Genomic DNA, 12,889 nt, shown 5'->3' with positions numbered 1-12,889 from the left:
ATCTGTTTTTCTTCCTCATGTCAGTACTTGTTTGTTCGACATCAGGCATGTTCCATAGCTTGCTTCTCCAGCCATTTTTTTGCTTCTACATCGTATAAAATCATATCGTTCTCAATGATGATGCTTTCAATTTTTGCTTTATCTACATTCATAATATTACTGAATTTAGTTCCTTTAAAACAACAATTTTTTAGTGTAACCTGCGAAAAATCAATATTTTTCAATCTACTTTCAGAAAAATCCACATTTTCAAAAGCACTCTCGGTCATATTAACATTAAGCAAATGCACGTTACTTAGATTAATTTCATAAAAGAAACTATCAATAAAATCAACATACATTAAGCTAGTTCGAAAGAAGTTACATTTATCGAATGTTGTTCCCACTACTCTTAGATAATCCATATCCACTTTTATAAAATCAATATTTTCAAATATTGATTTTATAAATTGTGTATGTCCAAAGTTTCCATTTGAAAAGTCTATTTTCTCAAAACTGCTGTTCTTAAATTTACAGCCTAGCACTCCTACATCTACTAAATCTATATTACCTATTGAAATACCATCGTACTGTTTATTTTCTAAAAATAATTGTTTTCCTTTTTCTTCATTAGATTCATACCAAGCAACGTGGTCACTTAAAGCTTTGTTCAACTCTATTTTCATAAATACCTCCTATTTAGGCCGTATCTTCACATTATCAATTAATCCGCCCCTTGTTAACGCTTCTACTAATTCCTGAACATGTTCAGGAAACATCTTTCTGGTGTCAAGCATCACATTTTCACCTTTAGAAATACTATCTCTTATATTCTCTAGTGCACTATCTAGATTATATCCTTTACCTTTCTCGGTGGAGTTTCTTTCAAAGCATTTGCCCACATTTGTTCCATGCTATACCTTTATCAGAACGATTAATTTGACTATTTTGAGCGACTAAATTGTCTGCATCTACAATTCTTCCTAACTCATCCGTTATAACGATAACTATTTTCGGTTACATATCCCGTATTTGAAGAAAGTTTTTTTCTGCCTTGCTTACCTTTAATAATGTGCTCTCCATAAAATAAAAACGTATTTTCGGGATTTAAAAATACGTTTTTACTCATCTATTCTAGTTCTTTTTATATTTCTAAATATCACGGCAAATGAATTTGCAAAATTATGCCCTCTTTTTTTAGTTTCTGTGAAACAAAATCAATAAATTTCAACCCATTTTTAGTTATTTTATATTGAAATTGAATCTCAAATATTATTTTTTTAAAATTATCACCATACTGTGAAACATATTGTTTACTTTCAACATAATTAATATAACTATTTATTTTACTTTCCAGTACCTCTAGATGCATATCTTCAAATTCCCAATCTAGATAATCAATAATTACCATACTCAACTTATCTTCCTTTATACCAATGGCATCAATTGTATTTATATCTGTGACAGTCATTTTCAATTCCTCTCTATACATTTGTTACAATAATCAACAATATATTCATAGATATACTTACCTTCATTATTGAATCTTCCATACTTATTATTTTCCATACATTTAACAGCATTTTCTTTCGCATCTGTATATTCTTTTTTGTATATCAGTAATAACATATTAACTAAATCATAATCATACAGCTGCTCTTTAGTTTGCGTCTTTGTAAAATCCAGAAAGTCATTATAGTTATTAAAACTAAAAACAAGTTGCTCTAGATATTTATAGGACTTATTAAGCAATTCTTTAGATAAAGTTTGTAGACTCTCTAGACTCTTAAATTCTGAATCCTCATAGAACGCTTCAAAGCCATCCACCTTAAATGCACCATTTGCACGTAAACTCATTGGTTCATCTATATTTGACTGCATATTAAATACTTCCCAGAAAATGTCATCAGAAACAAATGGTTTTATGTTTCCTCTCACACGAAGAATATCATTATTCATTCCTGTCACATTAAGACGCAAATAAATAAAATAATCTCCCAACTTTTTATAAAGGATACCTCCTTTTAGTTTTAATTTATATAATTTTACATCTTCTTTAGTTGAAGCAATAATTATTTTATCTACTTCCTTTCTCTTAGCTTTCAAAGCCATGCTCCTTTCTCACCCAGGTCTAATAATTTCAACAATTGTTCCAGGGGGTACTTCAAAACCTCCAATAAATATTCCCTTTTATCAAAAACAAATAAGAGATGCGAAGAAAATTTCAAAAAACAGATTGGTACATCTACTAAGCTAATTATTTTCGGCAGAATCAAATTACTAACCACATAAAAAAAGGAGCTCTTGCCCCTTCACTATACTAAAATTATCTTATTACAACCGTTCATTCTAACTTAAGTCGAAATTCTGTATCTTCTTAATCTCCATTATTATCTTTTGAATGAGGAAATCCAAAAATTTTACAGGTTTAACATTCTCTTCCAAATTAACATAAACTTGATGATATTCCATAGTCAACAAATGTATTCTCATTTTGTTGAAACTTTTATTCTGTTTATCTTTCGGCAAGCTTTTAATGGTTTGTCCTGCGCTAATTAAATATGATATCGCAGCTTGTCGAACTAACTCACTTTCACCCAATCCCAGATATGGCAACGCATCATCAAAATAAAGACTTACTGTCCCATCCATGCAGCAAAACAAACTAGCTTTTCGACTACTTAGCTTAAAATCAATTAGAGAAGCGATTACTTGGTCCTCACTCTCCACCCTTAAGTTCACGGTTTTCGGAGTAGTTTGTAAAGCTTGCTGTCTTAAATCTTCATATATAGCTTCATAATTCATATTTTCTTCCCCCCTCTATCTTCTTTAATTTTCCGTTCTTATTTATAGTGTAAAATGTTAAAGAACCCTTTTCTAAATCCTGTTTCAAAGTATAAATCGCTACATTTATATTTGTTTTTGTTAATGTATTCTTCAGTTCATTATGATTTGCAAAAAAATGAGCAAAATTCCCGTTGTTCTCAATCTTTAGAGTGAAGTAAAACTTTTCATACTCAAAAATAATCTTATAACTTTTATAAAAATAAACCAACCTATAGAACCCCATACCTGCACTATCATTAGAAAACTCTCTACTTTTTAATATAGCCTCTTCGTTAAAAATATCATAAAATTTATCTTGTGTGTATTGTAAATACTCAATATTTACAAATTCATTTTCAGGTAAGTCCATGCCAAATATCACCATACCTTTCGAACCTAAATCCGTGATCCATTAAATATTGTATTTCTCGCGAATAAAACGATCCATCTCCAATATATTCGACTGGATTATGGGATAAGAATATGTCCCTTTCCGAGCCAATTTGTATATCAAGAAATTTTTCGTTTATTTTCCAAATTTCATCGTCTGTATATACTGAGCTCAGCTCATCCCAATTGTCTAATTCAAAAAATTGCGCTCCATATTCTTCTGCTCTTGCCGTATAACTTGTGGGACCTCCACCATCAAATTTCCCCTAGCATTGCAGAATCCGCTTTATTTGAACCTTTAATAGCACTAAATGCATACTCTTCTGCCTCTAAAGAAGTCATAGCTTTTAATTGCTCAACTGTTTCATCTATTATACCATCTGTTTTCTTAGCGGCGCCACCCAAAGAAGTATCAATCTTACTCAAAATCGCCCTTACTTCATCAAGAAAGGTGGCTAGACGTTTTTCAGCTGATTAAATCACATCATCTATTTAAGACGTAACCGTCTTCATCCCACTTGTGAAAAACGTTGTCTGTCAGCCCTGTTAGGCCGGATACCTGTCGTCATGGCTGTTACACCTGAAACAAAATCAAGTAGTGATAGGTCCTCCTTGTAATACCCTGCCGATTTCAAGCATGCCACAAGCTAGACTTGGTTGGGGTACTAAGTACATTCACTGACGAAGCCATGATAAAATGTAGCTTTAAAGAAGCCAAAAGAAATAATCCGTAATGACAAAATAATATCTGTTACGGATTATTTCATGTTAACTATTTAAACGCTTTTTTCATTCGATTGTTGAAGATGTTGCACTTCAACGATACCATATTTTCGAACCATAATCATTTCAAGAGGCATGGGTGACAACCCTTAGATTGGATTGTTTGGATACTCCTCTAAATATTTATTAACAACTTTTTGTAATTCTTCGTCTTGTGGCTTTTCATTTAAATATTTGTACTTCCATATAACCATTTGGTCAGTAAAATCATAATTTGTCTTAAACCAATTAGTATAATCATAATGCATTTTAAATTTACCTGTAGTATCTAGACTCATAGTAAATGAATACCATAACTCTTGACCATTTTCTTCAAATACTTTTCGTAGTTCTTCACTTAAATCAAATAATTTAATTTTATTATCGCTAAACTTACTTTTATCTATCCTATACTTAAACGGAAGTTCAACACTATATTGAAAAGAATTCGGTCTATCCTTTGTATTATAAAAGAAGTATGTCCCCCCCCCATTTTCTGAAATCTGAGCGTAAAAATAAAACTTTTCCCATGTTTCTGGTATCATTTCATTTACTGTCTCTGCAATCTCTCTGTATAAATAATTTAATTTTTCTTCCATTTCCATATCAACCACCCAACTGATTTTTTATTATTTTATCAAAAATACCTTTTCCCTCAATTTCATAAATAACTTCAAACTTATCTGGCCTTAAAGATGAGCCCGTATATTTTGGAGATATTTTAACAGATACTTTTCTCGGTGGAGTCTCTTTCAAAGCCTTTGCCCACATTTGTTCCATGCTATACCATTCTCCACCAGAACGATTAATTTGGCTATTTTGAGCAACCAGATTGTCTATATCCCCTGATCCATTAAATTGACTACCGATTAAATGGCCTCCATCATCATCAATTAATCTATCTTCTCGTCCAGCAATTCTTTGCATCCCTTCATTTCTCTCTGCTGTTTTCAAAATCAGATTATCTGCATCTACATCTACAATTCTTCCCAATTCATCGGTTGTATAACGATAGCTGTCTTCCGTTATATATCTTGTATTTGGAGATAGTTCCTTTCTACCTTGCTTACCTTTAATAATATGCTCCCCATGAGGGACTTCTTTTATTGTAGTTACATCATCTATTATACCATCTGTCTTCTTAGCCGTGCCACCCAAAGAAGTATCAATCTTACTCAAAACCGCTCTCACTCCATCACTTGCTTTTGACAGGCTTGTTGCTGCTTTATTGCCAGCTGGTAATACACCTGCGCCTTCCATTGCTAGTTGTCTCTTTGGCAAAGCATTGCTTATATTATCAGAAAAACGGGCTACGGCTTCACTTGCTTCATCAATAGAGGTAGTTAGACGCTTCCCAGCTGATTGAATCGCATCGTTTGCGGCCGTTTTTAAATTTCCTAAACGTGACGCCACTTCCGATTTCCCAATGCGAATCACGTCATCTATTTTAGACGTAGCCGTCTTCATTCCACTTGTAAAAACGTTGTCTGCTACTCCTGTTATGCGGATACCTGTTGTCATGGCCTTTGTTCCACTTGATAAGGCTTTGACACCGGGAACAATATCGAGTAGGGATAAGCCACCTCGTAATATCCTTTCACCAGCGTCTAATTCGCGTCCGGAAACCCAATCTTTCCCAGAAATAGCTGAACTCATCTCTAGTGCCCCCATCGCAAAACCAAGCGCAAGGCCTGCTGGCGGGCAAAAGATTCCGACTCCGATAATGACTACTGCACTGACAATATTTACCCAAAATTCTTTCTCTTGTTGTTCATCCTTAATCGATTTATACTCGAAAGCTCTTGTGTGAACGGAGCCAACAATGAAATCAGACTTACTCACCTCTTCATCAGGATTAGCGAGTTTCCATTCGTTATACATGTCAGTAAGCTGGTTCCCGTAGAAATTATCACCACCAAGCAAGTCTTCCATGTTTGCTTCTTTTTTAGGAACTTCGATTGTCGTTGTTTGTCCGTAAGAGTAGCTATTATAAACCGTTTGCGTCGAAGTTGCACCAATCCGATTCGTTGTCGTATAGGTCGTAATGCTTAAATCTTGCATACCATCAACAAACGCATCTAAATCTTTATGGAAAGGTTCGTCTACTGTTTCATTCACAACACCATCTACTTTATCCATAAACTTGCTGAGAATGCCGATATCTTCCCCGATGCTGTCTCGTTTTGATTGGTTACTTGAATGGCTGTATGAAATAGCAAAAAGATATGGAAAAACTAATCTCACTATCGAGTTAGTTTTTCCATATCTTTTTTGATATTGCAACAATACGGCTAGCTTTTGTTAGCTATTAGCAACTTGATTAGCGAGTTTACCTCTTATCACTCAAGGCTCTATTTTCTCAATTCCCATCGCTTGGTAGAGTGTCTTTCTATTTTGTTGTTATTATCTCATCAATAGTTATTTCTCTATCAGTTTTCAAATCATAAAATCCAATATGAACATCTTTTTCATACAACCAACATAAATCTGCTCCATATGGGGCACTAAAAATTTCTAACATTACTGGAGCTATCTTAAATATAGAATCTGCATTTAAAATTGTAAAGTTACTAGAGTCATTTACATACTCTTCATCATCCAATTCAGAATAAAGCATCCAACCATTTAAATTATTATTTTCTGATTTTTCCCTAAATGAGTACTTTATCGGATTTCCTTTGCAAATATTATTAGAGACTATAAATCCTCCGAAATCAGAATTGTTTATTCTCACTTTCAAATTCCTCCACAACTGTAATAAAATCATTTCTCCATGAATATTCTTTCGCATAATCTAAACATGATTTCCCAAAGCTATCTTTTAACCTGTAATTTGATCCTTCTTTTAACAACACGTAATATAGTGGTTTATTTTCATTTGTTGATAGCTTATCAATTGTAACTATTCCTGTGACAACTTCTTTACCTAGTTCCTTTGCTACTGTTCCAAATATATCGTGTGTTTGTTGATTTCCCGCAAATTCAGAATAGCAGGGTGAAAACATAATCACCTTTTTTGTTACATGTATTTTTCAATTTCCTTTTGATTTACAGGATAAACTTTTCCATAAGGTCCTGTATACTCATTTCCACTAGTGTCTTCTGTCCATCCACATCCTGCACACTCTAAAAGAATCTTATCAGAATTGTCCTTATAAACTAATTTAATATATCTCAACTCATCATTTGGCGTGATAGGACAATCTTTCCCAGAATATACTGTGACCATATCCCATAATGTATCTCGAATTGACATTGCTAGTGTATCTATATTTTCATATGCTCTTACTAAGCGCTTTGCTTCCATGTCTAAACAAATATCTGGGGTAGCAACTAGATATTCATTTATATTAATATCTAGAAGTTCATTCAATCCCCATTCATCTTTTACTTCGTCAGTAAATTCTATGGGATGTTTTTTTACAAAAGATACTAATGCCTCATAATAACTAAAAAAGTTCTTTAACGCTTGAGAGTCACTAAAAATTTGATAATATTCTTTTAATAAATCTTCACTAATTGTCTCTTCTCTCATAATTGCCTCCACAATAATAATTTTAAGGTGCTGGAACTGGATAAGTAGTTATTAAATTTCCAGCTCGGTCAGTAATTATTTCAATCCAACTAGTAGGTTTGCCACCAAATTTCAAGGCGGTATTTCCAATTATTTCTCCTGTATCCACAATTCTCTTATACTGTCCACCAGACATATCAATCACAGTGGATTTAACAGCTCTGGGAGATTGCAAAATCTGTTTTAATTTATCAGTAGTTATTGAAAAAATAGAACGACTGTTTGCAAGCGGTCTATTAAAGTGCCCATCATATACATGTTCAAATCCTGCTGATACTGGCTTTCCTGTTGAAGGTCTTTTTGGAGTAAATCTAGTTCTCCCATTCGCTACATTAATTCTTGACTGTACAACTCCAATGTCTGAATTAGGAACATTAGCCCCTAAAGTGCTACTTGTATTTTTAGAAATCGCTTGATTGGCTGTACTCGTTTCAAAAGAACCTTTCTTTGGCGAGCTAAGATTGATGTCTTTTATGCTTTCAGGGGAAAGGACCGTCTTAGCTGAGATACCACTATTCGGGACAGCCTTAACTTGAAACGCACTCATATTACTTAATCCCTTATACGCACCCCAACCAGCTGTCAGCCCTGTCAGCAGACTGCCTCCAATACCTATATTCCTAGCCGCATCTTCCCCAACAAACTGAGGTAGGAACTCATTCGCTGCCCAATTGGTCGTATATCCAGTACCAGCTGCGGCTTCATACGCTTGTTGATTTCCCATAAAAATGGTATCTCTTAATCGTCTTCCACATCACGTAAATTTTTGTTTAGTTTTCTAGTAACATGCTAATTTCAACACTTTTGAAATTAGCAAAAAGATATGAGCACACTAATCTCGCTATAGAGTTAGTTCTCTCATATCTTTTTTGGTATTGCAGTCTCCATACAATGAATACGGCTAACTTTTGTTAGCTAGTGGCGACTCGATTAATGAGTTCCTGATTACTAGTCAAGACCTTATCACTTGATTACTAGTCTTGTGATAAAGTGCCTTTTTCTAGGGATAGTCTTTATTTACTAAAATCTTTCTTAATATCTTCTAAGCCTTTCATCAGAGCATCTTGTATAACATCAACAGTCGTTTGGTATTTAGAGTCTTTAGACTTAACGATATTAACAAACTCCTTAAGCATACCATCTACCATAATCGTCACACCTTCAACTTTTTCTCCCGTTTGCTCATTTTCAAATTCTTCTGCCATTATTGAAATAGTTTTTTTCAATTTAAAACATTCCTTCCTAATTAATCATTAAATAAATTGGTACCACCATGATTAAGCCAATATTTTTTCGAAATTGGAATTTCATTTTCAAAATCTGTATATTTAGAATCCCAAAATTCAGGAGCATAGTCTTCATATGAAGATGGTTCCGAGTAATTTGAATACAATATTTTCTTGTCAAAATCCACATACAAACTAGGTCTATAATCATATTTCCAGCTGTCATCTATATTACTTTTACTTTTTGATAAGGATTCTCTTAATTCTTCAACAGTTGTTTTATTTTCTTTTATTAAATTAAGAAATTCTAAAGCATTAGAGGTATCTAGAACTAAGTTGTTTTTTCTACTTTCATCAATATAGTCAGTATTAATACTATATCCTTTATTTTTAAATGCTTCAATACGTTTCTGATAATCTAAAAACCAAATTTCTTTATCAGAAACATACCATAATAAATTTCCTTCTAAAACAACTGCTACAATTATATTTTTCGTATAGTCTGGTATCAAATTCATTACTTTCCACCCTTCGTTACCTTAACATTAATAGCATGTTCTTCAATCCATTCAGACCAAGGCGGGGGAAACTCAACGCTTACTCCTGGAGTAGTTGGGTCAGTCAGTTTCGGTGCAGCTCCCCCTTGATTTGCTGGATTAGTTTTTGAGCCAGCTTGAGGAATTATATTTTCTTGTACAAAGTCATCAAACCACTTCGGCATCTCAATTTCTATCAAATCTGCACCCAATCTATTGCTTTCAATAAAATGTTTCGCATGTTCTCCATTATCAATACTTATATTTAAATCTCTATCTTTTTTGTTGATAAAAATATTTCCATCTCCATCTACAACAATTCTATCTTGGCTAGATTTAGTTCCTTGTCCGCCTTGAACTCTACGATAAATAACTGTTTCTTCTGCTACCTCAAGTCCACTAACTTTCTCACCAGTCTCAAAAGTACTACTCGCGTTTTTAGAAATCGCTTGATTAGTTTTACTCGTTTCAAAAGCGCCTTTCTTTGGTGAACTAAGATTAACATCTTGTATTCCCTCAGAGGGAATGGTAGGCTTAGACAGAACTCCACTATTCGGGACAGCCTTAACTTGAAACGCACTCATATTACTTAAGCACCCCAACCAGCTGTCAGTCCTGTCAGCAGACTGCCTCCAATACCTATATTCCTAGCCGCATCTTCCCCAACAAACTGAGGTAGGAACTCATTCGCTACCCAATTGGTCGTATATCCAGTACCAGCTGCAGCTTCATACGCTTGTTGATTTCCCATAAAAATGGTATCTCTTAATCGTCTTCCACATCACGTAAATTTTTGTTTAGTTTTCTAGTAACATGCTAATTTCAACACTTTTGAAATTAACAAAAGATATGAGCACACTAATCTCACTATAGAGTTAGTTTTCTCATATCTTTTGCTACATTTGCTGCTATATCAGCTCCTCCAACACCATCTATTCTACAAGACCAGAAAAATGCAGCATCTGAATCTGTTTTTAATTTTATTCGAATTTCATTTTGCTTAAAATTAAGTAGTAGACTCTATACTTTCATTAAGTTCTGTCCATTCATCATCTGAGAAACTAGAAAATTCCAAGCCAATAACCTCACCCTCTTCATTTAGAAATAAAGATACATGGCTAGACATTTTTATAACAGAATCTATCTTTTCTTCATCCAATTTAAAATATATTTTTTTTCGTTCCCTAAGTATTTTAAAAGCAGCTTCTTTAGTTATAATCGAATTTACATCAAAAATATTTGTTTGTATCACTGGATTTTTTTCTGTATACTCCCCAACAATTAAATTAGAATCTTCTATATCATTGATGGATGTGAATACTACTTCTACAATTTTCTGTGTAACAGAATTAATTTTGATCTCAACAAATGATTCATGTTCGTTAACGAATCTATAATAAAAAAATTCTCCTAATCTATACTTATCATCATTTTCAGAAAACGATATAGTGAGTGGGACGTAATAGTCAACTTCCACATCATCTTTAACCAGTTTATTTTCATAACTTTTAATCTTCATATTATACTCCTTTCATAGTTAAGGTAGATACACAGCATGTTTAACAACTGGTAATTGTCCTGCTTCTCTAGCTGGACTAAATATTAATTCCCAATTATCTATCATTATTTTAGTATCAAAATTTATTCCTGTGGAAGTGGCTTGTTCTACAGCGCCTTGGAAACTTCTTAACAATTGTTGTTCAGTAAGTTTTTGTCCATGGGATAGATTCCTAGTTGAATATTCTATCATGTGCTTGGTTCCGTTTGGATTTACCCACAATTTCCCTCCGTTAACGTTTATTTCAAAAGATTTAGGAATTGTAGTTCCTTCTCTTGGAGGTTGCGTGCCTTTAATATCATCCCAAACGGTACCCGTGGCCTCACCAGTTCGCTCACTAAATCTTGCAACATTGCTCAAATCCTCTGTAATTATTGTTCCAGCCTTAACTTGAAACGCACTCATATTACTTAATCCCTTATACGCACCCCAACCAGCTGTCAGTCCTGTCAACAGACTGCCTCCAATACCTATATTCCTAGCCGCATCTTCCCCAACAAACTGAGGTAGAAACTCATTCGCTGCCCAATTAGTCGCATATCCTGTTCCACCTGCTACCGCTCCTGTAATTGCTTCCTTACCTAGTTCCTTGGCTACTGCTTGTGCGACTAATTTCTTTGTTACAGCCGTTCCAGCTGTTTTCGCGGTGGTTTCCGCCGCTTTTAATCCGACACCAACTGGAATGCAAAGCCCTGCAGCTGTTGTAGCTACTGTTCCAAATATATCATACGCTTGCTGATTTCCCATAAATATTGTATCTCTTAGTGGGTTTATTGCCATTGAAAAACCGTCACCAGTCGCACCGTAGTATATATCTTGTCCAGCCTCGACTAAATTAGAAGCACCGTATGCCATAGATGCAGTCCCTGCAACTGTTGCCGTCACTACCAGCGGTGTTGCTGCTCCTGCTGTTAAAACAATCGCAGCACCACCTATCACAATGGCACCTACAGCAAATACTGCATTCCATATTCCTTTTTCTTTTCTTGCATCCGCTAATTCTTTTTCGTATGCCTTCCATCTCGCTTCCTCGCGACCACCGGCAGCCTTGATTTGACTTTGACTCGCTTCCATACCTGTCGCCGAAGCTTGAAGGGCAGCACCTAAATCTTGTGCCCCGTTAGCAGTTGCAATACTTCCAGCTTCATATTGTGTAACAACGTTTGAATTTTTCCCCTGATAATCTGCTATCAACAATTTTAAAGCTTGGAGCATATTTTTAAAATTTACTAAGTCCTCATTCTTGTGTTTTGTTTCATACTCACCCGTTTTAGTTCTTAGCTCGCCTACTCTCTTTGAGGCATCTTCATAACTTTGTAAAACATTTTGGGCGGAAATTTTAGTAGCTAATATATCATTTATTGTCCCTATCGTACTGTCTAAATTCACTTCCTCTACTTCAAAAGCACTTTTCGATGATTTAAAAAAGCTAATTAATTCGTCAAAAACTTTTTCGTCCAATTGAGCATGTAAATCGTTGTCAATTTCTTGAAAATAGCCATCTTTGTATAATAAGAAACGCACCTGATATTCTTGAATAATTTGCCCTATGCTGCCTAAAATATTTCCGTGCACTTCCGCTAAGTAAGTCTTCACGCTGTCAGCTGCCTGCCCCTTTAATTGGTTCATCGAGATGATTGGACTAATGGATTTTGAAATAGCTTCAAGTTGATCCGAATAAGCTTTACTAGTAGAATTAGTAAACGCGCCTACGGACATTATATCATCATACTTAATCTGATAAACCATTTTGTATCCCCCGTCCTAATGCATTGTCCGTCTCCACTAACGAATTTCCAATATCATGTATCGTTGACAAGTCTTTTTGTAGTAGTGTCTTATAACTTTCTAAAACAGATTGCATCTCCTTAAACTGGTCTACAAAATTATCTAACGCAATTGACTTGGACGTAATTTCTGGCATAGAACCTGCATCTGCAAGAAAATCTCCAGCATTTTTTTGAGCTGCTCCCACAAGAGCGAAGAAAATAATGGAGTTAATTTGAATCATTTCAAACCCCAAAATCATTCATCTCCT

General features: G+C 34.5%; 19 protein-coding genes and 1 pseudogene. All 20 read right to left on the bottom strand.

What is annotated here, in order from left to right; all coding sequences use genetic code 11:
* Positions 1-41: 41 nt before the first annotated feature.
* Entirely contained in the window at positions 42-665 is a 624-nt protein-coding gene (locus CFS60_RS08815; protein ID WP_088839100.1) for a pentapeptide repeat-containing protein, read from the bottom strand.
* 176 nt (positions 666-841) lie between these two features.
* Positions 842-1,060 (bottom strand): annotated as a pseudogene (locus tag CFS60_RS14070) (ubiquinone biosynthesis methyltransferase UbiE); the annotation flags it as partial.
* 78 nt (positions 1,061-1,138) lie between these two features.
* A complete protein-coding gene (locus tag CFS60_RS08805; protein ID WP_088839098.1) occupies positions 1,139-1,450 on the bottom strand; it encodes a DUF6572 domain-containing protein in 312 nt (103 codons plus the stop codon).
* A 2-nt stretch (positions 1,451-1,452) separates the two neighbouring features.
* Positions 1,453-2,091 carry a hypothetical protein gene (locus tag CFS60_RS08800; protein WP_255387560.1) on the bottom strand — a complete coding sequence of 213 codons (639 nt, stop codon included), beginning with the start codon at positions 2,089-2,091 and terminating at the stop codon, positions 1,453-1,455.
* 237 nt (positions 2,092-2,328) lie between these two features.
* Positions 2,329-2,784 carry a hypothetical protein gene (locus tag CFS60_RS08795; RefSeq protein ID WP_088839096.1) on the bottom strand — a complete coding sequence of 152 codons (456 nt, stop codon included), beginning with the start codon at positions 2,782-2,784 and terminating at the stop codon, positions 2,329-2,331.
* Positions 2,774-3,175: a hypothetical protein gene (locus CFS60_RS08790; protein WP_088839095.1), complete on the bottom strand. Its 402-nt coding sequence runs from the start codon at positions 3,173-3,175 to the stop codon at positions 2,774-2,776. The genes CFS60_RS08795 and CFS60_RS08790 overlap by 11 nt, the downstream gene beginning before the upstream one ends.
* Positions 3,176-3,450: 275 nt before the next feature.
* The gene (locus CFS60_RS13860) at positions 3,451-3,621 is read right to left on the bottom strand and encodes a hypothetical protein (RefSeq protein WP_159458302.1); all 171 of its coding nucleotides are present in this window, start codon (positions 3,619-3,621) and stop codon (positions 3,451-3,453) included.
* Positions 3,622-4,067: 446 nt separating this feature from the next.
* The gene (locus CFS60_RS08785) at positions 4,068-4,556 is read right to left on the bottom strand and encodes an immunity protein YezG family protein (RefSeq protein ID WP_088839118.1); all 489 of its coding nucleotides are present in this window, start codon (positions 4,554-4,556) and stop codon (positions 4,068-4,070) included.
* A 7-nt stretch (positions 4,557-4,563) separates the two neighbouring features.
* The gene (locus tag CFS60_RS14065) at positions 4,564-6,201 is read right to left on the bottom strand and encodes a DNA/RNA non-specific endonuclease (RefSeq protein WP_255387559.1); all 1,638 of its coding nucleotides are present in this window, start codon (positions 6,199-6,201) and stop codon (positions 4,564-4,566) included.
* A gap of 145 nt (positions 6,202-6,346) precedes the next feature.
* On the bottom strand, positions 6,347-6,691 hold the full coding sequence (locus CFS60_RS08775) for a DUF2185 domain-containing protein (protein WP_088816168.1): 345 nt from the start codon (positions 6,689-6,691) through the stop codon (positions 6,347-6,349).
* Positions 6,672-6,962 (bottom strand): hypothetical protein, encoded by a 291-nt coding sequence (locus CFS60_RS08770; protein ID WP_088816167.1) that lies wholly within the window; start codon positions 6,960-6,962, stop codon positions 6,672-6,674. The genes CFS60_RS08775 and CFS60_RS08770 overlap by 20 nt, the downstream gene beginning before the upstream one ends.
* 14 nt (positions 6,963-6,976) lie before the next feature.
* Positions 6,977-7,492, bottom strand: coding sequence for a hypothetical protein (locus tag CFS60_RS08765; RefSeq protein ID WP_088816166.1), 516 nt, complete (start codon positions 7,490-7,492; stop codon positions 6,977-6,979).
* A 22-nt stretch (positions 7,493-7,514) separates the two neighbouring features.
* On the bottom strand, positions 7,515-8,255 hold the full coding sequence (locus CFS60_RS14060) for a hypothetical protein (RefSeq protein WP_088816165.1): 741 nt from the start codon (positions 8,253-8,255) through the stop codon (positions 7,515-7,517).
* 289 nt (positions 8,256-8,544) lie between these two features.
* Positions 8,545-8,757 carry a hypothetical protein gene (locus tag CFS60_RS08755; RefSeq protein WP_244169966.1) on the bottom strand — a complete coding sequence of 71 codons (213 nt, stop codon included), beginning with the start codon at positions 8,755-8,757 and terminating at the stop codon, positions 8,545-8,547.
* A gap of 20 nt (positions 8,758-8,777) precedes the next feature.
* Positions 8,778-9,275, bottom strand: coding sequence for a hypothetical protein (locus tag CFS60_RS08750; RefSeq protein ID WP_088816164.1), 498 nt, complete (start codon positions 9,273-9,275; stop codon positions 8,778-8,780).
* Complete coding sequence (locus CFS60_RS08745) at positions 9,275-9,877, bottom strand: hypothetical protein (RefSeq protein WP_088816163.1); 603 nt, start codon at positions 9,875-9,877, stop codon at positions 9,275-9,277. The genes CFS60_RS08750 and CFS60_RS08745 overlap by 1 nt, the downstream gene beginning before the upstream one ends.
* Before the next feature lie 5 nt (positions 9,878-9,882).
* A complete protein-coding gene (locus tag CFS60_RS13855) occupies positions 9,883-10,044 on the bottom strand; it encodes a hypothetical protein (protein WP_159458168.1) in 162 nt (53 codons plus the stop codon).
* Between the two features lie 255 nt (positions 10,045-10,299).
* Entirely contained in the window at positions 10,300-10,812 is a 513-nt protein-coding gene (locus tag CFS60_RS08740) for a hypothetical protein (protein WP_088816162.1), read from the bottom strand.
* A gap of 18 nt (positions 10,813-10,830) precedes the next feature.
* Positions 10,831-12,600, bottom strand: a complete 1,770-nt coding sequence (locus tag CFS60_RS08735; protein ID WP_088816161.1) for a T7SS effector LXG polymorphic toxin — start codon at positions 12,598-12,600, stop codon at positions 10,831-10,833.
* Positions 12,584-12,880 carry a hypothetical protein gene (locus CFS60_RS08730; protein ID WP_088816160.1) on the bottom strand — a complete coding sequence of 99 codons (297 nt, stop codon included), beginning with the start codon at positions 12,878-12,880 and terminating at the stop codon, positions 12,584-12,586. Before CFS60_RS08730 ends, CFS60_RS08735 begins: the two co-directional genes overlap by 17 nt.
* Positions 12,881-12,889: the final 9 nt, after the last annotated feature.

The organism is Listeria sp. ILCC792 (assembly GCF_900186135.1).
Classification (GTDB): Bacteria; Bacillota; Bacilli; order Lactobacillales; family Listeriaceae; genus Listeria; species Listeria goaensis.
This window is presented reverse-complemented; position numbering and strand designations above follow the sequence as displayed.